General features: G+C 67.7%; 22 protein-coding genes. 14 read left to right on the plus strand and 8 right to left on the minus strand.

The window, feature by feature from the left end; translation table 11 throughout:
• Positions 1-3 precede the first annotated feature (3 nt).
• The 3 genes from ACQY78_RS23640 to ACQY78_RS23650 all read right to left on the minus strand — a co-directional run bounded on the left by ACQY78_RS23640 (position 4) and on the right by ACQY78_RS23650 (position 3,582).
• Positions 4-1,371, minus strand: a complete 1,368-nt coding sequence (locus tag ACQY78_RS23640) for an LLM class flavin-dependent oxidoreductase (RefSeq protein ID WP_428679512.1) — start codon at positions 1,369-1,371, stop codon at positions 4-6.
• Positions 1,329-2,693 (minus strand): LLM class flavin-dependent oxidoreductase, encoded by a 1,365-nt coding sequence (locus ACQY78_RS23645; protein ID WP_428679514.1) that lies wholly within the window; start codon positions 2,691-2,693, stop codon positions 1,329-1,331. The genes ACQY78_RS23640 and ACQY78_RS23645 overlap by 43 nt, the downstream gene beginning before the upstream one ends.
• 100 nt (positions 2,694-2,793) lie before the next feature.
• Entirely contained in the window at positions 2,794-3,582 is a 789-nt protein-coding gene (locus ACQY78_RS23650; protein ID WP_428679517.1) for a YggS family pyridoxal phosphate-dependent enzyme, read from the minus strand.
• A 306-nt stretch (positions 3,583-3,888) separates the two neighbouring features.
• Here ACQY78_RS23650 and ACQY78_RS23655 point away from each other — a divergent pair, with 306 nt between their 5' ends.
• From ACQY78_RS23655 to ACQY78_RS23670, 4 genes are read left to right on the plus strand one after another with little or no spacing between them, the layout of a single operon-like run.
• Positions 3,889-5,979, plus strand: coding sequence for an adenylate/guanylate cyclase domain-containing protein (locus tag ACQY78_RS23655; RefSeq protein WP_428679520.1), 2,091 nt, complete (start codon positions 3,889-3,891; stop codon positions 5,977-5,979).
• 55 nt (positions 5,980-6,034) lie between these two features.
• Positions 6,035-8,275, plus strand: a complete 2,241-nt coding sequence (locus ACQY78_RS23660) for a VTT domain-containing protein (RefSeq protein ID WP_428679522.1) — start codon at positions 6,035-6,037, stop codon at positions 8,273-8,275.
• Positions 8,272-8,961, plus strand: a complete 690-nt coding sequence (locus ACQY78_RS23665; protein WP_428679524.1) for an endonuclease/exonuclease/phosphatase family protein — start codon at positions 8,272-8,274, stop codon at positions 8,959-8,961. Before ACQY78_RS23660 ends, ACQY78_RS23665 begins: the two co-directional genes overlap by 4 nt.
• A 25-nt stretch (positions 8,962-8,986) precedes the next feature.
• Positions 8,987-10,003 carry an ATP-dependent DNA ligase gene (locus ACQY78_RS23670; RefSeq protein ID WP_428686478.1) on the plus strand — a complete coding sequence of 339 codons (1,017 nt, stop codon included), beginning with the start codon at positions 8,987-8,989 and terminating at the stop codon, positions 10,001-10,003.
• A 10-nt stretch (positions 10,004-10,013) separates the two neighbouring features.
• Here ACQY78_RS23670 and ACQY78_RS23675 read toward each other — a convergent pair whose 3' ends face one another.
• On the minus strand, positions 10,014-10,280 hold the full coding sequence (locus tag ACQY78_RS23675; RefSeq protein ID WP_428679526.1) for a DUF6496 domain-containing protein: 267 nt from the start codon (positions 10,278-10,280) through the stop codon (positions 10,014-10,016).
• A 315-nt stretch (positions 10,281-10,595) separates the two neighbouring features.
• On the opposite strand from ACQY78_RS23675, the gene ACQY78_RS23680 reads away from it, so the two are divergent.
• Complete coding sequence (locus ACQY78_RS23680; RefSeq protein WP_428679529.1) at positions 10,596-11,114, plus strand: hypothetical protein; 519 nt, start codon at positions 10,596-10,598, stop codon at positions 11,112-11,114.
• 11 nt (positions 11,115-11,125) lie between these two features.
• Positions 11,126-11,302 carry a BON domain-containing protein gene (locus ACQY78_RS23685; RefSeq protein WP_428679531.1) on the plus strand — a complete coding sequence of 59 codons (177 nt, stop codon included), beginning with the start codon at positions 11,126-11,128 and terminating at the stop codon, positions 11,300-11,302.
• A gap of 61 nt (positions 11,303-11,363) precedes the next feature.
• Here ACQY78_RS23685 and ACQY78_RS23690 read toward each other — a convergent pair whose 3' ends face one another.
• Positions 11,364-12,134: a hypothetical protein gene (locus tag ACQY78_RS23690; RefSeq protein WP_428679533.1), complete on the minus strand. Its 771-nt coding sequence runs from the start codon at positions 12,132-12,134 to the stop codon at positions 11,364-11,366.
• Positions 12,135-12,272: 138 nt separating this feature from the next.
• Here ACQY78_RS23690 and ACQY78_RS23695 point away from each other — a divergent pair, with 138 nt between their 5' ends.
• The 3 genes from ACQY78_RS23695 (at position 12,273) to ACQY78_RS23705 (ending at position 14,899) form a co-directional block, all read left to right on the plus strand.
• Positions 12,273-13,412 (plus strand): aromatic ring-hydroxylating oxygenase subunit alpha, encoded by a 1,140-nt coding sequence (locus ACQY78_RS23695; RefSeq protein WP_428679536.1) that lies wholly within the window; start codon positions 12,273-12,275, stop codon positions 13,410-13,412.
• 78 nt (positions 13,413-13,490) lie between these two features.
• The gene (locus ACQY78_RS23700) at positions 13,491-14,009 is read left to right on the plus strand and encodes a DUF1993 domain-containing protein (protein WP_428679538.1); all 519 of its coding nucleotides are present in this window, start codon (positions 13,491-13,493) and stop codon (positions 14,007-14,009) included.
• Between the two features lie 86 nt (positions 14,010-14,095).
• Positions 14,096-14,899 carry an SDR family NAD(P)-dependent oxidoreductase gene (locus ACQY78_RS23705; protein ID WP_428679540.1) on the plus strand — a complete coding sequence of 268 codons (804 nt, stop codon included), beginning with the start codon at positions 14,096-14,098 and terminating at the stop codon, positions 14,897-14,899.
• Positions 14,900-15,162: 263 nt separating this feature from the next.
• Here the strand turns inward: ACQY78_RS23705 and ACQY78_RS23710 are convergent, their stop codons facing one another.
• Positions 15,163-16,437 (minus strand): MFS transporter, encoded by a 1,275-nt coding sequence (locus ACQY78_RS23710; RefSeq protein WP_428679543.1) that lies wholly within the window; start codon positions 16,435-16,437, stop codon positions 15,163-15,165.
• A 198-nt stretch (positions 16,438-16,635) separates the two neighbouring features.
• On the opposite strand from ACQY78_RS23710, the gene ACQY78_RS23715 reads away from it, so the two are divergent.
• Positions 16,636-18,081 (plus strand): MFS transporter, encoded by a 1,446-nt coding sequence (locus ACQY78_RS23715; RefSeq protein ID WP_428679545.1) that lies wholly within the window; start codon positions 16,636-16,638, stop codon positions 18,079-18,081.
• 16 nt (positions 18,082-18,097) lie between these two features.
• Here the strand turns inward: ACQY78_RS23715 and ACQY78_RS23720 are convergent, their stop codons facing one another.
• Together ACQY78_RS23720 and ACQY78_RS23725 are read right to left on the minus strand one after the other, a co-directional pair.
• A complete protein-coding gene (locus ACQY78_RS23720) occupies positions 18,098-19,069 on the minus strand; it encodes a hypothetical protein (protein WP_428679547.1) in 972 nt (323 codons plus the stop codon).
• A complete protein-coding gene (locus ACQY78_RS23725; protein ID WP_428679549.1) occupies positions 19,048-19,560 on the minus strand; it encodes a hypothetical protein in 513 nt (170 codons plus the stop codon). Before ACQY78_RS23725 ends, ACQY78_RS23720 begins: the two co-directional genes overlap by 22 nt.
• A gap of 224 nt (positions 19,561-19,784) precedes the next feature.
• Between ACQY78_RS23725 and ACQY78_RS23730 the strand changes: the two genes are divergently transcribed.
• The 4 genes from ACQY78_RS23730 to ACQY78_RS23745 all read left to right on the plus strand — a co-directional run bounded on the left by ACQY78_RS23730 (position 19,785) and on the right by ACQY78_RS23745 (position 25,779).
• A complete protein-coding gene (locus ACQY78_RS23730; RefSeq protein ID WP_428679551.1) occupies positions 19,785-20,954 on the plus strand; it encodes an efflux RND transporter periplasmic adaptor subunit in 1,170 nt (389 codons plus the stop codon).
• A gap of 5 nt (positions 20,955-20,959) precedes the next feature.
• Positions 20,960-24,118 (plus strand): efflux RND transporter permease subunit, encoded by a 3,159-nt coding sequence (locus ACQY78_RS23735; protein ID WP_428679554.1) that lies wholly within the window; start codon positions 20,960-20,962, stop codon positions 24,116-24,118.
• Between the two features lie 59 nt (positions 24,119-24,177).
• The gene (locus ACQY78_RS23740; RefSeq protein WP_428679556.1) at positions 24,178-24,684 is read left to right on the plus strand and encodes an RNA polymerase sigma factor; all 507 of its coding nucleotides are present in this window, start codon (positions 24,178-24,180) and stop codon (positions 24,682-24,684) included.
• 105 nt (positions 24,685-24,789) lie between these two features.
• A complete protein-coding gene (locus ACQY78_RS23745; RefSeq protein WP_428679559.1) occupies positions 24,790-25,779 on the plus strand; it encodes a FecR family protein in 990 nt (329 codons plus the stop codon).
• Positions 25,780-25,837: the final 58 nt, after the last annotated feature.

Genomic DNA, 25,837 nt, shown 5'->3' on the forward strand with positions numbered 1-25,837 from the left:
GGTTCAGTGCAAGAAAGGGTCTGCCGGAATCGGCAGCCCCATGTTCTCGCGCAAGGTCGTGCCCCTGTAGTCCGGCGGACGCAGGCCGCGGCGCTGGAGTTCCGGCACGACCAGCTCGACGAAGTCGCGCAGGCTGCGCGGCTGGACGGGCATGGAGAGCATGAACCCGTCGCACGCCTTGCCGGTGTACCAATCCTCCATCATGTCGGCGATCTCGACTGGATCGCCCTTCACCATGTTGCCGCCCATCGACGGCAGGACGCGCTCGTAGGTGCCGCGCACGCTCAAGCCCTCGCGCGCCGCCATCTCCAGCACCGAGCGGCCGATCGCGGTGCCGCCGACACTCTCGCCCGGGCTCGCCGGCATCGGCCCGTCGAGCGGGGCGTCGGTCAGGTCGAAGCCCACCAGCTTCGACAGGTAGCTGACGGCCAGCGACGGCGCGATCAGGGACTGAAGCTCTTCATAGAGGGCATCGGCCTCGGCGCGGGTGCGGCCGACGAACACGCTGAGCGCGGGCAGAATCTTGAGCGCATCCGGTGGACGGCCGTACTTCGGCATCCGGCCCTTGATGTCGGCATATTCCTTCTGCGCCTGCGCCTTGCTGCTGGCCGTGCCGAACAGGCCCTCGCCGCCATAGGCCGCCAGCTCCTTGCCGGCCTCCGACTGGCCGGCCATGAAGACCACCGGCTGGCCCTGCGGCGTGCGGGCGACGTTGAGCGGTCCCTTGACCGCGAAATGAGTGCCGCGGTGTTGGGTCAGGCGCACCCGCGCCGGATCGAGATACTGTCCCGTCGCCTTGTCCTGCGGGAAGGCATCCGTCGCCCAGGAATCCCAGAGGGCGCGCACCACATCGAGGCTCTCGTGCGCCCGCTCGTAGCGCTCGACACGCCCCATGTGCTCGTCGCGGCCGAAATTCTTCGCATCCTCGACATATTGAGTCGTGACGAGGTTCCAGCCGGCCCGGCCGCCGCTCAGATGATCCAGCGAGGCGAACTTGCGGGCGATGCTGAACGGCTCTTCGTAGGTCGTCGTCGCCGTGGCGACCAGACCGATTTTGCTCGTGTGCTGCGCCAGGGCGGCAAACAACGTCACCGGCTCGAACACCGCCGGGCGATCGGACGGGCTGTTGGCCGCGAACAGGGCCGGCTTGTCCATCTGCCGCACGCCATTGCCATCGGCCAGGAACATCATGTCGAGCTGGCCGCGTTCGGCGATCCGCGCCATCTCGACCATGCACTGGAGCTGCATGGTGGTCGTCGGGAAGGAATCGCGATGACGCCAGCCGCCGAGATGGCCGCCCAGGGCGCCGCCGGTGAAGCCCAGCACCATCATGCGGCGCCGCGCTCCGCCTTGTCCGGTGCCGCGTGCCACTGGCTGGGCGCCTCGGGCAGGCCGAGATGGCCGCGCAGGGTGGTGGTCTCGTACTCCTTGCGGAAGATGCCGCGGCGCTGCAATTCGGGCACGACCAGGTCGACGAAGTCGCTGAGGCCGCTTGGCTGGACCGGTGCCATGATGGTGAAGCCGTCGCCGGCCTTGCTCCGCCACCAATCCTCCATTTCGTCGGCGACCTGCGTCGGGCTGCCCTTGAACACTGGGCCGCCCAGCGCTGGCAGCGTGCGCTGGTAGGTTTCGCGGAGGGTGAGGTCGTCGCGTCGCGCCATGTCGATGATGTATCGACGCAGGCTGCTGCCACCCAGCGTCTCCTCGGCGAGATCGTCGAACGGCAGCGGGCCGTCGAGCGGCAGGTTTTCGAGATCGTGCACCAGCATCTTGGAGAGATAGTGCACACCCAGCGCCGGCGAGATCAACGATTGCAGTTCCAGGTACAGGTCCTCCGCTTCGGCGGCGGTGCGGCCGGTGAAGACGCTGACTCCCGGCAGGATCTTCAGCATGTCGGGCGAGCGGCCGTAGCGCGCCATGCGGCCCTTGATGTCGGCATAGGCGTCGATGCAATCCTGCTTGGTGGTGCCGGCGCCGAACAGGGCGTCGGCATAGCGCGCCGCCAGCTCCATGCCGGGAGCGGACTGGCCGGCCATGAACACGATGGGCCGGCCCTGCGGCGTGCGCGAAATGTTCAAGGGGCCCTTCACCGTGAAGTGCGGCCCGCTATGGTCGATGGGCCGCACCCGCGTCGGGTCGAGATACTGGCCGCTTTCCTTGTCCTGCGGGAAGGCGTCGTCGGCCCAGCTGTCCCACAGGGCCGCGACGACCTCGTAGAATTCCTGCGCCCGCGCATAGCGGTCCTCGCGGCCCATATGTTCGCTGCGGCCGAAGTTCAGTGCGTCGCCGGCATTGGAGGCGGTGACCAGGTTCCAGCCTGCGCGGCCCTTGCTGATATGGTCCATCGAGGCGAAGCGGCGGGCGACCATCCAGGGTTCGTCGTAGGTGCTGGTCGCGGTGGCGACGACGCCGACATGTTTGGTGACCATCGAGACGGCCGAGAGCAGCGTCGTCGGCTCGAAGAAGGAAGGCCGCGCCGAGGGATGATTGGCGGCGAACAGGGCCGGGCGGTCCATGTCGCGCACGCCATTGCCGTCGGCCAGGAACACGCAGTCGAACTTACCGCGCTCGGCGATCTGCGACATCTCGATGAAGGCCTCGAGATTCATCACCGGTTTGTCGAAAGCCTTCTTGTGGCGCCAGCCACCGAGATGGCCGCCGACGAGATTGGGAATGCAGGCGAGATGCATCATGGCATCGGCTCCTCGTTCGGACATCGGCGGCGGCTGGCCAGTGTGGCAAGATCGTTTGCCTCGCCGGATGCCGTCGCAAGAAGCGGGCCGTAGAGGGCGCCTAGGGCTTCGTGGCAACCGGCCAATAGTGGCCGTCGGGAGTCGAGCGCTTGCCGAAGATCGCCTCGCCGACGCGCACGACGTCGGCGCCCTGGACGATCGCCTCCTCGAAATCGTTCGACATGCCCATCGACAGTTCCCGGATAGCCGGATCATGCCGCATGACCGTATCGCGCAGTTCGCGCAGGCGCTCGAAGCAGGGACGCACCTTGTCGAGGTCGGTGCTGAACACCGCGAGCGTCATCAGCCCGCGTGGCTTCAGACGCGGAAAGCGCCGGAGCTCGTCGAGATACGGGAGCAGCTCGCCGGGCTGCAGGCCGTATTTGCTCTCTTCGGCCGACGTGTTCACCTGGACATAGACGTCGAGGGAGCGATCCTCCCTGTCGAGGCGGGCGTCGAGCGTCTCGGCCAGCCGCACGCTGTCGAGTGCATGGAATTCCCGCGCGAAGCGGGTCAGGTATTTGACCTTGTTGGTCTGGAGGTGGCCCACGATGCACCAGTCGATGGCGAGGTCCGAAAGCTCGGCCCGCTTGGCCACGGCCTCCTGGATCTTGTTTTCGCCGAAGTCTCGGATGCCGGCCGCGTAGGCGAAGCGCAGGACATTCGCCGGCACCGTCTTGGTGATCGGCAGCAGGCGCACAGACTCGCGCGGCCGTCCGGCACGCGCGCAGGCCTGCACGATCCGCTCCTCCACGGAGGCGAGGTTGCGGCTGAACATGGCGAGGGGATCGGGGCCGAAGCGCTTGACGTCTTCGGGTGTCAGGCTTGCAGGTTGGGAAGAAGCGTTCATGGGTATCCGGCCGGAGTGTCCGGCAGAGATACCCTAGTCGAGTTTGCGCGTCGCTATGAACACGCCGATGCCGACGGCGATCGACACGGTCGTCACCACGATGACGACCGGCCACAACAGGCCACCCAGGAATTCCAACATGGGAGCCGAACGGGCGACGCGCCGCAGCGTTCCGAGAGTATTCGGTAATCGGGGGGCGACACCTACAGGCCGGATTGCTTCACTAGGACTGTCGAATGCTGCGGAGACAGCCCCACCTTCAGCCTGTATCTGCTGGTCATGACTTCCTCCCCGAAACGCAGGGGCGTGCCTTTCAGCATCAGCCTCGTGACGCTGATGCTCGTCGTGGTCGGTCTGTTGTCCGCGGCACTGCTGCTCCTCGGCTGGCAGACGACCAGTACGCTCGAGGAAGCCAACATCGATCTCCGGATGGCGGCGCTCGACGAATCGGTGACCGGCTGGCTCAGCAGCAACATCCGCTCGACGGTCGACGTCCAGCAGGCCCTGGCCGTGACGCCGGCCTTCTCGCGGCGGGCGGGCCCGTCGGAGAACGCGGCGAACGGCGTGGAGGCGCGCCGGCAGCTCGCCATCCTGCTCGACCATCATCCGGTCATGGCCGCCGCTTACGCGGGCTATGCGGATGGCAGCTTCGACTATGTCGGCCGGATCGCCGAGCTTCCCGAAGCGCTCCAGCGGGAGCTGAACGTGCCGCGCAGCGCGGTGCTGTTCGTGCGCTCGCTGGCGGGCGGCGAGGGCGCGCGCCCCGAGCAGTGGTTCTTCCTGGCGGCCGACGGCTCGGCGCTCTCGGAAGCCATCCGCTCCCTCGATTTCGATCCCCGCAATCGTCCCTGGTACAAGGAGGCGAACGCGACGACCCGGTCGATCATCACCGAGCCCTACGCCTTCGCCGTCTCGGGCACTCAGGGCGTTTCGGTCGCGACGCAGATCGGCCGGCACGAGGGGGCGATCGCCTTCGACTTCACCCTCGACGCGCTGTCGCAGGTCACGGCCGGGCACAAACCGGCGCGCGGTGCCATCGTCATGGTGGCCACGGACGCGGGCAACATCCTGGCCGATTCGTCGAACTGTTCGGCGCGCGATGCCGCCTGCGTGCCTGCCGACCCGGCCATGCGCGAGCTGTTGCGTCGCGAGCTGGCCGACGTCTCGCACCACAGCGATCGCCGCCTCGACATACGGCTTCGGGTCGGCGGCATGGACTGGGAAATGCTGGTCGATCCGATGCCGGCGGTGTTCAACGAGCGCTTCTACGTGGGCGCCGCCGTACCGATTGCCGAGATCACCGCGGAATCCCGCCGGCTGCTCCTGGTCTCGGGGGCGACGGCTGCCGTCTGCATCCTGCTGGCGGTCCTGGCGGTCCTTGCCGGGGCCGTGTTCATGTCCCGCGCGATCGGCCGCATCGCCCTGAAGACCGACAGCATCCGCGACCTCGATTTCACCGATCGCACGCCGATCGTCAGCCGGATCCGCGAGGTCCAGCAGCTCTCCGACGCTGTGGAACGCATGCGCGACGGGCTGGAGATCTTCGGGCGCTATGTCGCGAAGAACCTCGTCCGCCAGATCATGCGCTCGCCGGAGACGGCGGGCGTCGGCGGCGCGCAGCGCCAGGTGACGGTGATGTTCTCCGACATCGAGAGCTTCTCGCGCATCAGCGAGGGCCTGTCGCCCCAGGTCCTGACCGGCCGCCTGTCGCGCTACTTCGATGCGCTGACGGCGCCGATATCCGCGGGACACGGCACGATCGACAAGTTCATCGGCGACAGCATCATGGCCTTCTGGAATGCCCCCGAGCCCGACGAGCGTCATGTCGAGAACGCCTGCCGCGCGGCCCTGGGGGCCGCAACGGCGAGCCAGGATCTGGTCGAGAAATGGCAGCGGCGGGACCGGCCGGTCTTCCGCACCCGCTTCGGCCTGCACACCGGCCTCGCGGTCATCGGCAATGTCGGCGCCCGCGACCGCATCAACTACACGCTGGTCGGCACGATCGTGAACCAGGCCTCGCGGATCGAGGGGCTGAACAAAGTCTACGGTACGGAGGTCCTGGCGAGTGGCGAGGTGGTGGCGCTGACGCGCGAGCTCTTCACCTGGCGCTTCATCGAACGGGTGATCCCGGCCGGCACCGACGACCCGATCGATCTCTTCGAGCTGGTGGCCGAGGGGCAGGGCGGGGCGGACCATCCGTTCCTCGCGGTGTGGCAGCGCGCCCAGGCGGCCTACGCCACCGGTGCGTTCCGCGAAGCGTCGGCCCTGTTCGACGAAGCCACGCGCCTGCGGCCTGGCGACGGACCGGCCGGGGTCCTGCTCGGGCGCTGCAGGCAATGGCTCGATACGCCGCCGCCCTCGCCGTGGAACGCCACCTGGCGCTTCGAGACGAAGTAGCAGAGCGGCAAAGCGAAACCGGGATCATTGGAGGCCGACCGGCGTTATAGGCGCCATGTCGCCCCTTTTTCAGCCCGGACGCACCGCGTGGAAGGTCGAGCACGCCGAGAGGGCGGCCGTCCTGATCGATGGCGCGGCCTTTTTCGCGGCCGTTCGCCAAGCCTTCCTGCAGGCCAGGCGCACCATCTTCATCGTCGGCTGGGATATCGACAGCCGCACCGAACTGGTCGGCGACCGGCCGCCCGAGGATGGGCTGCCGACCAACTTCGCGGACTTTCTCACCGAGTTGCTGGCGCGCCGGCCGGAGCTCCGGATCCACCTGCTGCTGTGGGATTATTCCCTGGTTTACGCGCACGAGCGCGAGCCCTTGCCGCAGCTCTTCCTCAACTGGCAGATGCCGCCGCAGGTCATTTTCTGCCTCGATTCGACGGTGCCGTTCGGCTCCTCGCAGCACCAGAAGCTGGTGGTCGTGGACGATGCTCTGGCCTTCTCGGGCGGCCTCGACCTGACCATCCGGCGCTGGGACACCAGCCGCCACGATCCCGACGATGCCCGCCGCGTCGATCCGGGCGGTGAGCCCTATCGGCCGTTCCACGACGTCCAGATGATGGTCGACGGCCCGGCGGCGCGGGCGCTGGCGCTGCTGGCGCGGGCGCGCTGGTGCCATGCCAATGGTGGCGAGCCGGAGGTCGAGCCTGAAGGCGATCCCTGGCCTCGAACCTGCGAGCCCGACTTCACCGATGTCGAGATCGCGATCGCTCGGACCCAGCCGCGCTACCACCTCGAGGAGGAAGTGCGGGAGGCCGAGGCGCTGTTCGTCGAGAGCATCGCCCGCGCCGAGCGCACGATCTACATCGAGAACCAGTTCATGACCTCGGGTGTGGTGGCGTCCGCGCTGGCACGCCGGCTGCGCGAGCGGCCGGACCTGGAGGTCTTGATGGTGGCGCCGCGAAGTCATGATTCCTTCATCGAGCGGCGCACCATGCGCAACGGCCGCATCCGCTTCTGGCGCACCGTGAAGACGGCCGGCGGCGACCGGGTGCGGCTGCTCTATCCGTCGATCGAGAAGCAGGGCGAGAAGGACGGCGATTCCACCTACACGATGATCCATTCCAAGATCATGGTCATCGACGACTGGTTCCTGAGGGTGGGCTCGGCCAATCTCAACAACCGCTCGATGGGCGCCGATACCGAGTGCGACCTCGCCATCGTGGCGGCGTCGGATCGCGAGCGCGCCGCCATCGTGCGCCTGCGCGACCGTCTTCTCGGCGAGCATTGCGGCGTGTCGGCGGAAGAAGTCGCGGGCGCCCTCGCGCAGCAGCGATCGCTCGTCCGCGTGGCCGATTCGCTTTGCGGCAAGGGTCACTGTCTCAGTCCCATCGATGACGGCCAGCCCGACCGCACCCTGTTCGCGCGGCTGGCCGAGCGGGTTGCCGATCCGGCGCGGCCGCTGCGGTTGGGGCGTCTGGCCGGCCGTCTGCTGCCGCGTCTGCTGTTCCACGGCAGCCGGACCATCGGTCGCCGGCTGGCCAAGCGCGAGGATCGACGCGCCGCCGCCAGCAGGAAAGAGGTCGAGACGGCGCGAAGGCCGGCAAACAGCGACGAGAGCGAGGAAGGCATCCTGGGCAGCGCGGGGCTCGTCGTGGCCGGCGCGATTGCATTGATCGTCGTGCTCACGCTGGCCTGGCAGTTCACCGGGCTGAAGGAACTCGCGCAGCCCGACCATATCCGTGAATTGCTGGAGGGAGCCCAGGGCGAACCGTGGGCGCTGGCCGTCGTGCTCGCACTGTTCCTGCTGGGCGGCGCAGTGGCGTTTCCCGTCACCATCCTGATCCTGGCGACGGCGGCGGTGTTCGGCCCGTGGTGGGGCATGCTCTACGCCAGCGCGGGCGTGGCAGCCAGTGCGGGGGTCATGTTCGCGATCGGCGCCCGTTTCGGCCAGGGCGTGCCAAGACGCCTGCTCGGCAAGCGCTGGGACAGGCTGCGCGACCGGCTGCAACGGCGCGGCCTGCTGGCCATGGTCGCATTGCGCGTGGTGCCGGTGGCGCCGTTCTCGCTGATCAATCTCGCGGCCGGCGCCGGATCGATCCGCGTCGTCGATTTCGCGCTCGGTACCTTGATCGGCATGGGACCGGGGCTGATCGCCATCGCGCTGATGGGCGACCGCATCGTCAAGGTGTTCGCCGATCCCAGCGCCAGCCAGATTGCCGTGCTGGCGCTCTGTGTCGCGGGCTGGATCGGCCTCTCCTTCGGCGCGCAGGCGATCGTGTCACGGCTCGGGGAACGGACGTCTTGAACTCCATCCGGTTGATGACCTGGAACATCCACGGCGCGCTCGGGTGCAACCCGCGCTTCGACCTCGATCGCGTGATCGAGCTGGTGAAGAGCCATGCGCCCGACATCGTGGCGCTGCAGGAGATCGACTCGCGGCGCGTCCGCGAGGCCCAGGCCGGCAATCCCTTCGATGTGCTGCAGGAGGCCCTGGGCACTCATGGGATCGGCGCCAAGACGGTGGTGACGGCGGACGGCGAGTATGGCCAGGCGCTGATCAGCCGGTGGCCGCTGGAAAACACCCAGATCCTCGATCTCTCCTATCCCGAACGCGAACCGCGTCGCGCGATCTGCTGCGACGTCGCCACACCGTTCGGACCGCTGCGTGTGATCGCCACGCATCTCGGCCTCGCGCTCCGCGAGCGGCGTAGCCAGACGATGGCGCTCCTGAAGATGCTGGGCCGGCTCGACCGCCCGACCGTCGCGCTGGGCGATTTCAACGACTGGCTGTGGGCAGGCTCGGTGCGGCGCGGCCTCGCGCGCGCCCTGCCGGGCTTCAGCCGCCATCGCACCTTTCCCGCGCGACTGCCGATCTTCCAGCTCGACCGCATCTATCTGTCGCCGGCCTCGGCCCTGATCGGCAGCAGCACCGACCACCGGGCGCGGGAGCTGTCGGATCACCTGCCGGTGATCGCCGACATCGAGGTCTGACGTGGCGCGCACGGGCACCGTGGCGATGGAGGCCCGGCAGGTCGACAGCCTGCCCGAAGGCAAAGGCTGGCAGTACGAACCGAAATGGGACGGGTTCCGCTGTCTCGCTGTCAGAGCCGGCGACAAGGTCGAGCTGCTCGGGCGCTCGGGCAAGAGCCTGTCGCGCTACTTTCCCGAAATGGTCGCGGCGCTGGCGCGGGTGAAGCGCGAGCGCTTCGTGCTCGACGGCGAGCTGGTCATTCCTGTGGGCAAGAGCCTGTCCTTCGAGGCGTTGCAGATGCGGCTGCATCCGGCGGCCAGCCGCATCAAGCGTCTCGCCGAAGAGACGCCGTCGCAGCTGATCGCCTTCGATCTTCTAGAGGACGAGAAGGGACGCGACCTGCACGCCGAACCGCTCTCCGAGCGGCGCGCGGCGCTGGAGCGTTTCTTCGCTGCGCTCGGCGAGGTCGAAGACCTGCGGCTGTCGCCCAAGACGACGCGCCTTGCCGACGCCCGCAAGTGGCTGAGCCGCGCGGGCAGCGGGACGCTGGACGGCGTCGTCGCAAAACGTCTCGACGAATCCTACAAGGCGGGCGAGCGCGCCATGCTCAAGATCAAGAACCTGCGCAGCGCCGACTGCGTCGTCGGCGGCTTCCGTTATGCGACGGCACGGAAGGCAGGCCGCAAGGAAGTCGGCTCGCTGCTGCTTGGCCTCTACAACGAGGCCGGCCTGCTCGATCACGTCGGCTTCACCTCCGCGCTCGGCGGTCTCGACCGCGAGGCGCTGACGGCGAAACTCGAGAGGTTGAAGGGCGGCGGTTTCACCGGCGATGCGCCGGGCGGTCCCAGCCGCTGGTCGACGGAACGTACCGCTCAATGGGTGCCCGTGAAGTCCAGGCTGGTCGTCGAGGTGCAGTACGATCACGTGACCGGCCACCGCTTCCGCCACGGCACCGGCTTCCTGCGCTGGCGCCCCGACAAGGCGCCGCGCGACTGTTCGTTCGATCAACTCGTACAGGAGGCCCGCCCGTCGCGGGTGATGCGTCTGCTCAAGCGGGCTTGAGCGGCGCCCGTCAGACCTTCTTCTTGCCCTTCGCCGCCGTCTTGCGCTTCGTGCCAGCCTTCCTCTTGGCTGCAGTCTTCTTCTTCGCGGCCGTCTTCTTCTTCGCCGGCACCTTCTTGCCCTTGGCGCGTGCCTCGGAGAGGCCGATGGCGATGGCCTGCTTGCGGCTCTTCACCGTGCCGCCCTTGCCGCCAGGTCCGCTTTTCAGCGTGCCCTTCTTGCGGCGCTCCATCGCGCTCTCGACCTCTTTGCTGGCGCTGCGGGAATATCTCGCCATGGTTCCTCCTTATCCATCGTTCAGCGGCTAACGCTATGCCCGCGTTTTGGCTGCAGGCTCCCGTCAGCGAGAAGGCACAGGAAAGCCCGCGACCCCTTTGCACATGTTGCGATGGACGAAGGGTGCGGGCTTTCCGCAGGAGATGCCAGGGACGAAGCGTTCGACCATCGCCAACGAAACGTGTGGCTCTCCTGCCCTTCATCAATGCGCGGGCGCCCCGATCGGTTGCCGCTGCCGGCAACTCGTTTCAAGCCGGTGCATTTCTTCGGTGCCGGCGACGAAGAGAGCGGGCCGGTCCCACCCACGGAGGAGTCAATGGCACGCCACGACGACGACTATCGCTTCCGCAACCATCCCTCTCGCGACGAAGAGAGCCGCCACGGCGGCCATGAAGGCGAGCGCGGCGACATCTATCATTATGCACCGGCCGGCCGCCGCGGAAACGAGCACGGCTCGTCGTACGGCCGCGGCAACTACGAACAGGATGACATGTCCTCCGCAGGTGTGGCCGGCGGAGCGCGCGGCTACGGCTACGCCCAAGGTCCCGGGCATGGCGGCGACCGCTACACCGGCCGGGGCGGCTCGCTCGGCGGCATGAGCGACGAGATGGGCGGCCGCCATTCCCAGGGAATGGGACGCTACGACCAGGATCAGGGCCGAAGCGGCGGGTTCGGTGGTCGCCCCGGCGGTGCTGGGCGCTACGGCAGCGAACATGCCGGCATGGGCGGAGGCTTCGGTATCGGCGCCTCGGGCCAGGAACATCACCGTGCAAGGGACCGAAGGGCTACACGCGCTCCGACGACCGGATTCTTGAAGACGTCTGCGACTGCCTGACCGAGGATCCGATGCTCGATGCCGGCGAGATCGAGGTCCAGGTCAAGAATGGCGAGGTAACCTTGTCCGGTACCGTGACCGATCGTCTGGCCAAGCGTCACGCGGAGGACATGATCGAGCGCGTGACCGGCGTGAGGGACGTCCAGAACGACATCAAGGTGAAGGGGCGCGATGCGGCCAAGCGTTGAACAGCAGGCGGCTGCTTCGGCAGGAGCGCCACGTCGAGGCGTGAGCGCCGGGGATCGGCCGTCAGGGGCGGCCGATCTCCGATAGCGCGCGCTGCAGGGGCTCGCCGGAGATCTGCAGCCAGCTGTGATGCATGGGATCGCCGAGCTGCAGGATCAGGAAGATCGCGCCGGTCACCGCGAGCGAGGAGAGGAAGAGACTGGCGACCACCGTGAGGTTGGGCGGGGCGAACACGCCGAAGCTCAGGAATACCAGGAACAGCCAGAAGATCAGCACGAACAGGAACGGGGTGGGCACCGTCGTGCCGGGATTCTCCCACAACAGCCAGCGCTCGGCATAGATCTGGTTGGTGAGTGTGAGCGCCTGATTGGCCAGCGCCGTGTGCCGTCGGTCGGGTAGGTCGAGCGACATGATGGAGTCGGCCAGCCTGTCGAGAAGGTCGGCGCTGACCCGGGCATCCATGCGCGGGGGCGGGTTGGCGGGGAACAGTTCCTCGCTCTTGTGGCCGGCATAGGCGCGCAGGCTGGCGCGTGCCTCGCTCGCCTCCGGCCCGTAGGAGCGCAGCAGATGGTCGAGCTGGACGATGTCGGCACCAAGCTTGGTCACGATGCCGGCATTGACGGAGTAGGCCCCGTTGGCCGCCGACAGCATGAGGGCCAGGACCAGCGAGGTCAGCGACGCCACGATCGCCGCCGCCAGCTTGACCACGGCGCCCGATTCCTTGGTCAGGTGATGCTCGGGCAGGGCGCGCGCGACATAGAGCCCGATCAGCCCGCCCCCGAACATGGCGATCAGCGCGAACACGCAGGTGATCAGGTACGAGCGATCCAGCATCCCACCTGATAGCAGGTTCGCAGGCCCGGCGCCCGTTCGGCGTTGAATGCCTATCCGGTCTCGCTGGGCGGGCCAGGTTTGTTGCCTCTTCGAAGGTGCGGGCCATAGTATCGCCCGCCCGATTGCAGAGGACGAAGAATGGCCACCCTGCTGAACGAAACCGACCTGATCGATCGCATCCTGGCGCACATCGACGGCAAGACGACGGACAAGGGCAGCGTGGTCTGGCGCGAGCCGGTTGAGAACTATCATTCGCCCGAGCGCTTCGCGGCCGAGATCGCGGTGCTGCGCCGTGTGCCGATGGCCTTCTGTCCGTCGGCGGCCTTGCCGGAACCGGGCTCCTACATCGCGCGCACGACGGTCGGCACGCCGCTCCTGGTGGTGCGGGGCACCGACGGCGTGGTGCGCGGCTTCCGCAACGCCTGCCGCCATCGCGGCATGAAGCTGGAGGAAGGCGAGGGCTGCAAGCGCGCCTTCGCCTGCCCCTATCACGCCTGGACCTACGGGCTCGACGGCTCGCTGCGCCACATTCCGGGCGAGGACGGTTTTCCCGGCCTCGACAAGGAAGCGCACGGGCTGGTGCCGGTGGCTTCGGTGCAGGAGAGGAACGGCATCGTCTTCGTGACGCAGGACGAACCGCTGTCGGACGGACCGCTCGGCGACCTGCCGGAAGTGCTGACCGACGACTACGTGCTGTTCAACAAGATCGAGTTCGACGACAAGGCGAACTGGAAGGTGCTGGGCGAGACCTCGATGGAGGGCTACCACATCAAGGCGCTGCACAATCAGTCGTTCTTCCCCTACGGCTACGACAACCTCAACGTCGTCGAGCTGCACGGCCGCAATTCGCGCATCGTCTTCCCGTTCCGACGCATCGAGAAACTGCGCAACATCCCGCGCGAGGAATGGAGCACGCAGGGCCGCATCACCGACGTTCACCAGCTCTTCCCCAACACCCATGTCAGCGTGCTGTCGAGTCACGCCATCCTGATCATCCTCGAGCCTGTGTCGCCGTCGGAGACGCATTGGGTCGTCTACCAGCTCGCGCCCCGCATCAAGAACGGCAAGCCGCTCGACATCGAGCAGGCGCGCAAGGACGCCAACTTCGTACAGGAAAGCGGCATCCTCGAAGACCGCCACGCCGCCCGCGAGATCCAGGCCGGCCTGGCGTCGGGTGCCAACACCCATTTTACCTTCGGCCATTACGAACAGGCGATCGGCCACTTCCACCGGCACCTCGCGGAACATGTCGAGATGCTGAAGGCGGGACGCAGCTAGAGCGCCCCTGCGCTGGCGGCCGTCGATGGAATCGCGTAGGGCCTGCGCGCACATCCACCTGTTCACTCCGAGGTTCGCATGATCCACACGCTCGTCGTCTCCCAGTTCAGCAAGATGCTGGGCAATCTGCAGGTCATCCTGAACGAGGCCGAGAAGTATGCCGGCGAAAAGAAGTTCGATGTCGCCGTTCTGCTGCAGGCGCGTCTGGCGCCCGATCAGTTCAACCTGATCAAGCAGATCCAGACGGCCTGCGATACCGCCAAGCTCGGCGCCGCGCGTCTGGCGGGCACCGAGAAGGACGCTCCCGTCAATGCCGATACCGAAGCGACGCTGGGTGAGATCAAGGCGCGCATCGAAAGCACCGTCGCCTATCTGCAGGGCTTCACGGCGCAGTCCTTCGCCGGGGCGGCCGAGCGCCGCATCACCCAGCCGCGCTGGAACGGCAAGTCGCTCTCGGGCGAGGAATTCCTCGTCCAGCACGTCATTCCGAATTTCTACTTTCACGTCACGACGACCTACGCGATCCTCCGCCACAACGGCGTTCCGGTCGGCAAGCGAAACTACCTGGGCGACATGCCCTATCGCGAACCGGCGTAATGCGCCGCGGACAATGAACGGAGCAACCGTTCCGCACGCGATGATGTAGACGGCGATGGCGGCACCGGTTTTTCAAGGGAAGAGATATGACAAAGCGGGTTGAAGGAAAAATCGCCGTCGTCGTCGGCGCGGGACAGACTCCGGGCGAAACGATCGGCAACGGAACCGCCATTGCCGGCCTGCTGGCGCGCGAGGGCGCGTCGGTCCTCTGCGTCGACAGGAGCGGCGAGCGCGCGGAGAAGACGGCCAAGGACATCTCGTCCACCGGGGCCGTCGTTTCGTCGATGGAGGCGGACATCACGGTGGCCGACGATTGCGCCCGCATCGTCAAGCTCGCCATGACGCGCTACGGCCGCATCGACATCCTGATCAACAATGTCGGCATTGGCGGCGGCGGCGACGCGCCGGCCCACCGCATCGAGGAGCGGGTGCTCGACCGCATCCTCGACGTGAATCTGAAGGGCATGTGGCACACGATCAAGGCGGCGATCCCGGTGATGCGGGCGCAGAAGTCCGGCTCGATCGTCAACATCTCCTCGCTGGCCGCCACCAGCGGCGCGACGCAGATGGCCTATGAGATTTCCAAGGCGGCCGTGAACCGGCTCACGACCCATGTGGCGCAGTCCAACGCGCGCCACGGCATCCGCGCCAACGCCATCATGATGGGCTTCATGGACACGCCGATGGCTATCACCGGCATCGCCCAGGCGACCGGCCGCCCGACGGAGGAGGTCCGCGCCGAGCGCAATGCCATGGTGCCGCTGCGGGGCAAGATGGGCACCGGCCACGACACCGCCTACGCCGCGCTGTTCCTCGCCTCCGACGAGGCGCAGTTCATCACCGGCGAGATCCTGCGCGTCGACGGCGGCATGGGGCTCGGTCTGGCCTAGCGACGTTTCGACGTAGATTGGCTTCCCCATTCAAATGGGGAAGTGCCCCGTCATACGGGGCGATGGGGTCACGGGCTGAGCGAAGCTCAGCCCGAGAAGCGGCAGGACATTGCCTCGGCAATGTCCGCAAGCGCTGAAGGAAGGACGTCCGCGGGAAGCCTCTGGCCCCTCTGTCGTCTGGCGGCTTGGTTACAAGCCGCGCGACGACGACATCTCCCCATTTGAATGGGGAGAAAGGTGATTCGACGTCGCCTTGAAAGACTCTAGCCCTTCAGTGCCGCCTGCCGGGCGCGCAGCTCGTCGCTGGGGCGGATGTCGCGGGAGCGGCTGTAGACCGTCACGGCGAGCAGGAGCACCACGACCATGAAGCCGAACAGGGTGCGATAGGCCTCCTCGGAGCGGGAGCCGTCGGGCAGGGGCGTGAAGGCGCCGACGATGACGCCCGACAGGGTCTGCATGCAGGCGACGCCCAGCATGACGCTGGTGTTCATGGTGGCAATGCCGCGGCCGATCAGCCGGTCGGGGAAGATGCCGCGGCCATGGGTCATCACCATGGTGCTGGAGGCGCTCAGGAAGCCGATGCCGGTGATCGCGCTCACCGCGACCCAGAGCGGCGCCTTCGCCCAGAGAGCGAGCGTCCCCAGGATCGCGGCGATCAGCAGGGTGCCGGCGATGGCGATGCGCTTGCGCGTGTCGAACACGCGGTCGAGCGGGCTGATGGTCAGCATGCCGATCTGGTAGGCGATCACCGCGACCAGCAGCACGTTGCCGGACTCGACGCGCGTCAGCCCGTGGACCTCGCGCAGGAACGGGCCGCCCCACAGGCCCTGTACGGTGAAGGTGCAGGCATAGTTGCAGAAATTGAGCGCGATGATGAACTTGAGCTGCGGGTTCTTCAGCACCTCGCCCAGCCCCTGGATCATTTCCGACGCGGTCTCCGGCGTGCGCGCGAGGAAGGGATGGCCGGGCGGCGCGTCGCGCACGATCACCCAGACGCCGAGCGCCGCCAGCGCGGTGAAGGCCACCATGATCGCGAACACGCCGCGCCAGCCGATCAACTCGGTGCCCCAGGCGAGCGGCGTGGTCGCGAGCAGGTTGCCCAGCAGGCCGACCGACAGCACCACGCCGGCCAGGGTCGCGAACCGGTCGGGCGGGAACCAGCGCGAGATCACCACCATGCTGCCGATCAGCATGACGCCGAAGCCCGCGCCCATCAGCGCCCGGCCCGCGAGCAGCTGCGGCCAGGCCGGCGCCACGGTGAACAGCGCCGCGCCGATCACCGCGACCGCCAGCATGCCGGTCACGGTGCGGCGCGGTCCGTAGCGGTCGAACAGGAAGCCACAGGGGATCTGCATGGCCGAGAAGCCGAAGAAGAAGGCGCCGGTCAGCGCGCCCAGCGCTTCCGGCCCGATGCCGAGGTCGCGCATCAGGTCGAGCCCGATCGTGACGTTGGCCGCGCGGAAGAAGTGGCTGGCGACATAGGCGGTCGCCAGGGTCGCCACGATGATGACGGCCTGCCGCCGAATCCCGGGCGACATCACGAAGCGTTTCCTCTTTCCATTCCCGCTTTCTCATCCGGCCGGGCCGGTGGCGCGTTGGTTCGTTGACGTAAGTGCTATCGATAGAGCAGGGGCATCGCAATCGCCCCGCGCCTCATCATTCCGCCCGCCGGATGCGGTTGCGGCTATGCGACTGCTTCCGCCGAGCCATGTACCGCGGCTACACACGCAGCGATCATGGCCTCCCTTGAACCGCCGCCGCTGCGCTCCCTCGAACGACTGTCGATCCATCCGTGGCTGGTCGTCGGCGTCACCTGCGCGGGCGCGTTCATCGGGCAGCTCGATGCCAGCATCGTGCAGCTCGCCCTTCCGCGACTGGCGAGCGGGTTCGACGTGCCGGTCGACGCGGTGCGCTGGGTGGCCATCGCCTACCTCCTGGCCTTTGCCGCAAGCCTCGCCGTATCGGGCCGGATCTCGGAAATGATGGGGCGCAAGCTGCCTTATCTGGTGGGGTTCGCGCTGTTCACCGTGGCCTCGCTGCTCTGCGGTTGGGCCGAGACGCTGGACCAGCTGGTGGCGCTGCGGGCGCTGCAGGGGGTGGGTGGCGGGCTCCTGGGCGCCAACAGCATGACGATCCTGGTGACCGCGGTGCCCCAGGACAAGCGCCCGCACGCCATCGGCTGGTTCACCACGGCGCAGGCGGTCGGAGTCAGCACCGGTCCGATCGTCGGCGGCTTCCTGCTCGAGCTGCTGGGCTGGCGCTGGATCTTCTGGGCGGCGGTGCCATTCGGCCTGCTGGCCTTCGTGCTGGGATGGCTGGTCCTTCCACGCTCACGCGACGAGGACGTGAAGCGGGACGAGACCTTCGACCTCGCGGGTGCGGCCCTGCTGGTGCCGGCAGTCGGGTTGGGCGTGCTCGCGCTCACGCAGGTGTCCGTCTGGCCGCTCGCTTCGCCGTCGATGCTGGCCTGCGTCGCCGCCTCGATCCTGTTCCTCGTGCTGTTCCTGCAGCGTGAGAGGAAGACGCGCTGGCCAGTGGTCGATATCGAGCTGTTCCGCTCGCGCGACTTCTCGGCGGGCTTCATCGGCGTGGTGATGGGCTATGCGCTGCTCTATGGCATGCTGTTCCTGATGTCCTTCGCCTTCGTGAAGGGGCTCGACAACAGGGCGCATGTGGCAGGGCTGAAGCTCGCCACCATCCCGATTCTGCTGGGGCTGGTGGCGCCGCTCGGCGCGCGGCTTGGCCAGCGCTTCACGGCCCGGTGGGTCGGCGCCACGGGCATGACGATGTGCCTGGCGGCGATCCTCGCGCTCGTCGCGATTGCCTTCGGGCCCGACCAGCTGGTGGTGCGCCTCGCAGCGCTCGCTTTGTTCGGCGCCGGCCTCGGCCTGTTCCTGGCGCCCAACAGCCATGCCACCATCGATGCCGCACCCAAGGGCCATGCCTCGTCGGCCGGTGGGCTGGTCAATCTTGGCCGGGTGCTGGGAAGCTGCATCGGCGTCTCGGCCGCTTCCTCGATGCTGTCGTGGCGTCTTGGCCTCTCCGGCCATGACGAGCGGATGGGGCCGGCCTTCGTCGAGGCCGTGGCCGGCAGCCTTCTGGTGCTGGCAGCCTTCGCCCTCGTGGCGATCGTGGCGATCGTGGCGTCGATAGTGTCCCGGTCAAGGGCCCCGGCATCGTAACCCGGCCGTTGGCTCCTCAAGGCACGTCGAGCAGACACGCCGTCGCCACGGCGACGGGATCGCGTCGGGCGTTGTAGATGCTCAAGGCCAGCGCGGCGCCATCCTTGCGATGGCCCTCGATGCTCAGCACATCGTCGCGCTGCAGCATGCGGGTGAAGGTCGCGTCGAGACTTCCGCGCGAGATCCAGGCATCGTCGCCGAAAATGTCCTGCGCGAAGCGGGAAAGGTAGGCGAAAGACATCATCGCCGCCGGGATCGCGACGCGCACGCCCATCGCCTGCGCCAGCCGATCGTGCGTGTGATAGTTCTCGGCCGGCAGGCTGAACAGGCGCGACTTCTCCAGCGACATTTCCATGCGGCGGGGCGGAAGCTCGCTCGGGGATGTCGGTACCGGCGGTGGAAAAGGCACCGCCGCGCGCTGCACCTCCTCGCTGCGGATGGCGCAGGTGTGATCGAAGACGGCGAGCGCCGCGTCGTCGGCATCGAAGAACGACGCGCGCATGACGATGAAGTCGCGCCCGCGCCGGTGGTATTTCTCGGTCACAGCCACGTCGGCCCGGATCCGGCGGCCGAGGCGGAACGGCCGCCGGAAGCGTGCCGACGACTTGCCGTGCAGGAACGGCGTGCCGACCAGATGGTCATGGCGCTGCCGGAACAGCTCGAAGTGCCCGATCTCCCCCGGCGCGCGCAGGTAGAAGCCCGATGGAAACCACATGTAGGTCGACAGGAACAGCGGATGCACGAGCGCCTCAGCCGGATCACCTACCAGCCAGCCGCTTTCATCCTCGACGGCATAGGCGAACTTGCGCACCTGCTCGATCGCCGGGCTGAAGAAGGTTGAGCCCAGCGGCAGGGGAAGGGACAGTTCGTCGAAGGTCGGGCCGGCATCGTCTGTCATGTGGCCCACGAACACGTAGCGGTTCGCGCAGTCCGATGCAAAGCCGATAAGCTCGTGCTGCCGCGCTACTATTTTGGCTTCGGCTTGCACGCCGCCAATTCCCTGCGGCGTTCGGCGTCCTCGAATTCGTGCCGGCTTGCGGGCGTCCGATTGCACCAGTTCACATGCTGAACCAGGTTGGAACTCCACCGCATCCCTTCGAAGACGCACTCCGACTGCAGCGACTGGGCGAGCTCGACCTGCGATCGTGACCTGGCCGCGTACTCGTTGCAGTTCTTGATCGGAGCCGTCCCGAAATCGCCCCGGCAGGTGCCCAGGGCCTTGCGGCGTTCGTCGTCTTCACGGCCACGGTCACGTGGCGATGCAGCCTTGCACCATGCCATATGGTCGGCCGGGTCCAAGCTCCAGCGCGAGCCCGGAAAGTTGCAGCCGGACGCCATCTGAACCTGGCTCGTCGCCTTTGCCACGTAGTCGGGGCAGCTTTCGATGGAGAGCGGGCCGAAGGAGCCTTGGGCAAGGACCGGCGTAACCGCCGACAGCGAGAGGGACGCGGCGCAAACCGCCAAAACCCTGTAGTTCATGTCATTCCTCCACCGTCGCGCCTGTAACGCCGCCCCGTCGGTCGCGTTCCTTCGCGTTGATGGTTTGGAGTCAGTGTCCCCGGCGCTTCGTCGAGCAATGGCCATCTACTTCGTTGCAAAAGGTTATTGAATAAGTCATGCAGCCTGTCGGGCGTGGACGTATGGTTTGTGACGCTCAGAAGCCCCGTTCAGCGTCGGCTTCGACAAGGACCTGGAGTTGAGACATGAGATACGGGGCGCGCGGTTTTGGGCAGCTTTCCCTTGCTCTCGGTCGACGCCTTGTCGGATGGCTTCCCGGTCTTCTTCTCGGCCTCTCCTGCGTCCTTCCGGCCGCGGCCCAGACGAAATCCGCCGAGAATGCGCCGCCGGTCGTGCTGGTGCGGCCGGTCGAGGTGCGGACGCTGGCGCCGCAGTCGGAATATGTCGGCCGCCTCGCGGTGTTCGACAAGGTCGAGCTGCGGGCGCGGGTGAAGGGCGTGCTGGGCAAGCGGGAGTACGCCGACGGCACCAAGGTCGCCGAAGGCCAGCTCCTGTTCACCATCGATCCGACGCCCTACCGCATCGCCGTGAACCAGAAGCGGGCATTGCGCGATGGGGCGCAGGCGGCCCTGATCAATGCCGACGCGCAGCTCAAGCGGGCCGCCGAGCTGCTGCGCACCAACAACGTCTCGCAGGTCTCCTACGACCAGCGGCTGGCCGAGCAGCTGCAGGCCAAGGCCACGCTCGACGACGCCCAGGCGCAGCTCGACGATGCCGAGCTGCAGCTTTCCTACACGCAGATCACGGCGCCGATCGCCGGCCTGATCGGCCGCTCCAGCGTCTCGCCGGGAAATCTCGTCGGCCCGGAATCGGGCGTCCTCGCCACCATCGTGAACGAGCGGCAGATCCGCGCCCTGTTCTCGGTCCCGCAGGCGGACCTGCTGAACGTGCGCCGCGACCTGCGCGCGGGCGAGCCGCTCGCCGTGCGGCTGCGACTCGCCGACGGCAAACTGTACTCCGAGAAGGGCAAGGTCGATTTCATCGACGTCGCGGTCGATCCCACAACCGACGGCCAGATGGCGCGCGCGGTTTTCGACAATGCCGACGAGCTGCTGACCGACGGCCAGACAGTGCGGGTCATCGTCGAGGGCAATGAACCCGCCAAGGTGATGGTGGTGCCGCAGGCCGCCATGGCGATCGACCAGACCGGCCGCTACGTCTACGTCGTCGACGGCAAGGGTGTCGTCGAGCAGCGCCGCATCACCGTCGACTTCGTGCGCGACGGCATGATCGCGGTGACGAGCGGCCTCAAGGAGGGCGACCGGGTCATCGTGCAGGGCCAGCAGCGGGTGCGCGCGGGCATGGTGGTCGAGGCGCAGCCGGCGCCGGCGCCCGCCGGCCAGCCGAAGCGCTGATTCCCATGGGCATCGCCTCCGTCTTCATCCGCCGCCCGCGGCTCGCCTTCGTCGTCTCCGCGATCATGGTGATCGCGGGCCTGCTGGCGCTGGGCAGCCTGCCGATCGCGCAGTTCCCCAACATCGTGCCGCCGGAAGTCACGGTCACGACCAGCTATCCGGGCGCCTCGGCCCAGGTGGTCGAGGAGAGCGTGGCGCAGATCATCGAGCGCAACGTCAACGGCGTCGAGAACATGATCTCGATGAGGTCGACCTCGGGCAGCGACGGCAGCTACGCCCTCAGCGTCTATTTCAAGGTGGGTTCCAACCCGCAGGACCATACGGTCAACGTCAACAGCCGCATCAGCCGGGCCATGCCGCAGCTCCCCGACGAGGTGCAGCGCAACGGCGTGCTGGTGAAGAAGCAGTCCTCGGCGCTGCTGCAGGTGGTCGCCGTCTATTCGCCCAGGGGCACGCGCGACGCGCTGTTCCTGTCGAACTTCGCCACCATCAACGTGCTCGACGCCATGCAGCGCGTGCCGGGCGTCGGCTCGGCCGGCCTGTTCGGCGGCCTCGACTATGCCATGCGCGTGTGGCTCGACCTCGACCGCATGTCGAGCCTCGGCGTCACCTCGCAGGACGTGGTGAAGGCGATCGAGGCCAAGAACATGCAGGCCGCCGTGGGCCGCGTCGGCGCCGCGCCGCTGCTCGACGGCGTCGATTTCCAGCTCAACATCACGGCCAAGGGCCGGCTCACCTCGCCGGAGGAGTTCGGCAACATCACAGTGCGCGCCAACCCGGACGGCGCATTGCTGCGCATCCGCGACATCGGCCGGGTCGAGCTCGGCTCGGCCAATGCCGACGTCACCACGCGCTACAACGGCAAGCCGGCGGCCGGCATCAACATCTACCAGCTCGCGGGCGCCAATGCGCTGGCCACCGCCGAGGGCGTGCGCCAGGTGCTGAAGGACCTCGAGGACCGGCTGCCCGAGGACGTCGCCTTCGAGGTCATGTACGACACGACGGTGTTCGTCGAGGCCACGATCAAGAGCGTCGTGAAGACCCTGATCGAGGCCTTCGTACTGGTGGCCATTGTCGTCTTCCTGTTCCTCGGCAGCGTCCGCGCGACGCTGATCCCCATCATCGCCGTGCCGGTGGCGCTGATCGGCACCTTTGCGGTGATGCAGATGATGGGCTTCTCGCTCAACACCGTGTCGCTGCTGGCGCTGGTGCTGGCCATCGGCATCGTGGTCGACGACGCCATCGTCGTGGTCGAGGCGGTCGAGCATACGCTCGAGAGGGAGCCGCATCTCACGCCGGCCGAAGCCACCGAGAAAGCGATGTCCGAGGTCACCGGACCGATCATCGCCATCACCCTGGTGCTGCTCTCGGTGTTCATCCCGACGGCCTTCATGCCGGGCATCGCCGGCAAGCTCTACCAGCAGTTCGCGCTCACCATCTCGGTCGCCATGGTGATCTCGGCGATCAACGCGCTGTCGCTTTCTCCTGCGCTCTGCGCCCTGCTGCTCACCCGTCGCGGCGCGCCGCGCGGCCTGATGGCCCGCATCCAGCGAGGCATCGACGCCACGCGCAACGGCTACCTGCGGGTGGCGGCGCCACTGATCCGGCGCAGCGTGCTGGCGGTCGGCCTGGTCGCCCTGTTTGCGCTGGCCACCGGGGGGCTGCTGCGGATCGTGCCCACCGGCTTCCTGCCCGAGGAGGACCAGTCCTCCTTCATGGCCGAGATCCAGTTGCCCGACGCCGCCTCGACCAGCCGCACGCTGGAGGCGGTGACCGAGGTCGAGGCCATGCTGACGGGCCAGCCGTGGCTGCAGAACTTCTTTACCGTCAGCGGCAACAGCCTGATCGACGGGCTGAACCTGCCCAACCGCGCCATGATGATCGTGTCGCTGAAGCCCTATGGCGAGCGGCCCGGCCACGATCTGTCGGCCTTTGCGGTGCTGGAGCGGCTCAACAAGGCCTTCCAGCGGGTGGCCGTGGCCAACATCTACGCTTTCAACCCGCCGCCGATCGCGGGGCTGGGCAACTCCTCCGGCTTCGAGTTCGAGGTCCAGAGCCTCACCGGCGCGCCGCCGGAGGAGCTCGTGGCGGTGGCGCGCGGCGTCATCAACGCCGCCCAGGCCGCGCCCGAGCTGGCCGGCGTCTTCACCACCTACAGCGCCTCGACTCCGCAGATCCGGCTCGAACTCGACCGCGACCGCGCCGAGACACTGGGCGTCGCCATTCCCGACATCTTCGCCGCCCTGCAGACAGCGATGGGCAGCCGCAACGTCAACAACTTCAACATGTTCGGCCGCACCTGGACGGTCCGCGTGCAGGCCGATGCCGCCGACCGCCGCACCGTCGAGGACGTGAACCGGGTGCGCGTGCGCTCATCGAATGGCACGCTGGTGCCGCTGCAGGCGATGGCGACGCTCGAACTCACCACCGCGCCCGCCACCATCAACCGCTACAACAACCTGCGCTCGGTCACGCTGAACGGCGCGCCGGCCGCGGGCTATTCCTCGGGCGAGGCGATCGCGGCAATGGAGCGGGTGGCGCGCGCCAGCCTGCCGCCGGGCTACGGCTTCCAGTGGGCGGGCACGGCGCAGCAGGAGAAGGAGGCGGGCAGTCAGACCGGCTTCGTCCTCGCGCTCGCGGTGCTGTTCGCCTACCTGTTCCTGGTCGGCCTCTACGAGAGCCTGGCGCTGCCGGTGGCGGCGCTGCTGTCGGTGATCGTCGGCCTGTTCGGCGCGCTGGCCGCGCTGTGGCTGACCGGCCTCGCCAACAACATCTACGCCCAGATCGGCATCGTGGTGCTGATCGCGCTGGCGGCCAAGAACGCCATCCTGGTGATCGAGGTCGCCATGCACGAGCGCGCGGGCGGCAGCGACCCGGTGACGGCCGCCACCTCGGCCGCCGGCCAGCGTTTCCGCGCCGTGATGATGACCTCCTTCGCCTTCATCCTGGGCCTGGTGCCGCTGGTGATCGCCTCGGGGGCGGGCGCGGCGACCCAGCGCGCGGTCGGCACCGCCGTGTTCGGCGGCATGCTGGCCGCCTCCTGCCTCGGCATCTTCGTGATCCCGGGCCTCTACGTCGCCTTCGAGAAGATGCGGCGCACCGTGCCCGAGATGCTGCGGAATCCCTTTCGCGGTTCGAAGCGTCCGGAGAAGCACCAGAGCTGACGCCTCCGTCCTGCCGGCAGCGGATTGAAAATGATTCGCATTGGCCTTAGAGGAGCAGGGTGGCGGACAAGGACATCCGGGCCCTGTTCCTGGCCCATCGGCGGGAATTGCAGGCCTATCTCACAGGCAAGGTGCGCGACCGCGAGACAGCCGCGGAGCTGACGCAGGAGGCGTTCCTGCGTTTCGCCGAGCAGGGCAGCCCAGGTGCCGCGTCCGTCGCCCATCCGCGATCCTACCTGTATCGGACCGCGCACAATCTCGCCGTCGACCATGTCCGCCGCCAGCGCCGGGAGCGCACCGATCCGGTCCCGGTCGACGACATGGAGGGGGTGGCCGACGAACGGCCGTCGCCCGAGCGGGTGGCCGGCGGCCTGAGCGATGTCGCGGCGGCGCGCGATGCGCTGCTGGAACTGCCCGAACGCACCCGCCAGGTCTTTGCTCTGACGCGTATAGAAGGCCTGACCTATGGCGAGGTGGCGCGGCGCCTGCAGATCTCGGACAGTTCGGTGCAGAAGCATCTCGCGAAGGCCGTGAAGCACGTCATGCAGCGGCTGCGCGGACGCTAGCCGGACTCGCTCAAATAAACTTCGCGATGGTTTACCGGATCGGCGGCGGGACTCGTCTTACTGGCGTGGCGATCCCCCTATGTCGACGAGAAGGTCAAGGCCGGCGTGACTGAGCCCAGCGAGCAACAGGACGAAATCGACGAGCGGGCGTCGCTGTGGCTGGCGAAGCTGGGCGATGGCCCGCTGGCGCCCGCCGAGCATCGCGCGCTCGAGCAGTGGCTGGCCGAGGACCCGCGCCACTCGATCGCTTTCCGTGAGGCGCAGGACGCCTGGAGCCTGATGGATGAGGTGGCGAACGCGCCGGGTGCCCTGTTGCACGATGTACAGGTTGCGGGCGTGTCGCCGCCGCGCCGCGCTGCCGGGCGTTGGCGCACGTTTGCAGCCCTGGCCGCGAGTCTCCTGGTGCTGGTTGCCGGCGCGATCCTGTGGATCGGCGATCCGATGGTGATGGTCGCGGCCGACCATCGCACCGCGCCCGGCGAGCGGCGCACGGTGCATCTCTCCGACGGCAGCACGGTCGAGTTGGGACCGGCCAGCGCGATCGCCCTGCATTTCGATGCGGTCGAGCGGCGAGTCGAATTGCTGAGCGGGCTTGCGTATTTCACCGCCGCGCCGCGCAAGGGTGAGGAGCGGCGGCCCTTCGTGGTGCAGGCCGCGGCGGGGAACGCGCGCGCGCTCGGCACGCAGTTCTCGGTGAATCGCCTGTCGGACTCCGTCGAGGTCGTCGTCGTCGAGCACGAGGTCGCGGTCTCGGTCGCGAACGCCGGAGGCCGTCCGGCGGAGATCGTGCTCTCGCCCGGCCAGTCGGTGCGCTATGCCGAGGCGGGACTTGGGCCGCCGCGCCCGGTCGACGTCGAACAGGCGCTGGCCTGGCGGCGGGACCGCCTGGTGTTCGATCGCGTGACGCTCGGCCATGTCGTCACCGAGCTCAACCGCTATCGCCGTGGCCGCATCGTGATCGGCAACGCGAGCCTCGCGAACCGCCGCGTGTCCGGCGTGTTCGCCCCCGCCGAGCCCGATACCGTCCTCGCCACCATCGCCCGCGAACTCGGCGTGCGCACGGCGTCGGCGCCGCTGGTGACGGTGCTCTACTGACGCGAGCGACGGAAAAAATCCGCCAACTCTTTACCGACTCCCGTCTTCACTTCGTCTC

Origin of the sequence: Reyranella sp. (assembly GCF_965279625.1) — a bacterium.
Taxonomy (GTDB): Bacteria; Pseudomonadota; Alphaproteobacteria; order Reyranellales; family Reyranellaceae; genus Reyranella.

Bases quoted from the DNA above. Each gene is read 5' to 3' on its own strand.
- ACQY78_RS23645 (WP_428679514.1), bottom strand. From the start codon at position 2,693: ATGATGCATCTCGCCTGCATTCCCAATCTCGTCGGCGGCCATCTCGGT.
- ACQY78_RS23650 (WP_428679517.1), bottom strand. From the start codon at position 3,582: ATGAACGCTTCTTCCCAACCTGCAAGCCTGACACCCGAAGACGTCAAG.
- ACQY78_RS23660 (WP_428679522.1), top strand. From the start codon at position 6,035: ATGTCGCCCCTTTTTCAGCCCGGACGCACCGCGTGGAAGGTCGAGCAC.
- ACQY78_RS23670 (WP_428686478.1), top strand. From the start codon at position 8,987: ATGGAGGCCCGGCAGGTCGACAGCCTGCCCGAAGGCAAAGGCTGGCAG.
- ACQY78_RS23675 (WP_428679526.1), bottom strand. From the start codon at position 10,280: ATGGCGAGATATTCCCGCAGCGCCAGCAAAGAGGTCGAGAGCGCGATG.
- ACQY78_RS23680 (WP_428679529.1), top strand. From the start codon at position 10,596: ATGGCACGCCACGACGACGACTATCGCTTCCGCAACCATCCCTCTCGC.
- ACQY78_RS23685 (WP_428679531.1), top strand. From the start codon at position 11,126: ATGCTCGATGCCGGCGAGATCGAGGTCCAGGTCAAGAATGGCGAGGTA.
- ACQY78_RS23690 (WP_428679533.1), bottom strand. From the start codon at position 12,134: ATGCTGGATCGCTCGTACCTGATCACCTGCGTGTTCGCGCTGATCGCC.
- ACQY78_RS23695 (WP_428679536.1), top strand. From the start codon at position 12,273: ATGGCCACCCTGCTGAACGAAACCGACCTGATCGATCGCATCCTGGCG.
- ACQY78_RS23700 (WP_428679538.1), top strand. From the start codon at position 13,491: ATGATCCACACGCTCGTCGTCTCCCAGTTCAGCAAGATGCTGGGCAAT.
- ACQY78_RS23705 (WP_428679540.1), top strand. From the start codon at position 14,096: ATGACAAAGCGGGTTGAAGGAAAAATCGCCGTCGTCGTCGGCGCGGGA.
- ACQY78_RS23710 (WP_428679543.1), bottom strand. From the start codon at position 16,437: ATGTCGCCCGGGATTCGGCGGCAGGCCGTCATCATCGTGGCGACCCTG.
- ACQY78_RS23715 (WP_428679545.1), top strand. From the start codon at position 16,636: ATGGCCTCCCTTGAACCGCCGCCGCTGCGCTCCCTCGAACGACTGTCG.
- ACQY78_RS23725 (WP_428679549.1), bottom strand. From the start codon at position 19,560: ATGAACTACAGGGTTTTGGCGGTTTGCGCCGCGTCCCTCTCGCTGTCG.
- ACQY78_RS23730 (WP_428679551.1), top strand. From the start codon at position 19,785: ATGAGATACGGGGCGCGCGGTTTTGGGCAGCTTTCCCTTGCTCTCGGT.
- ACQY78_RS23735 (WP_428679554.1), top strand. From the start codon at position 20,960: ATGGGCATCGCCTCCGTCTTCATCCGCCGCCCGCGGCTCGCCTTCGTC.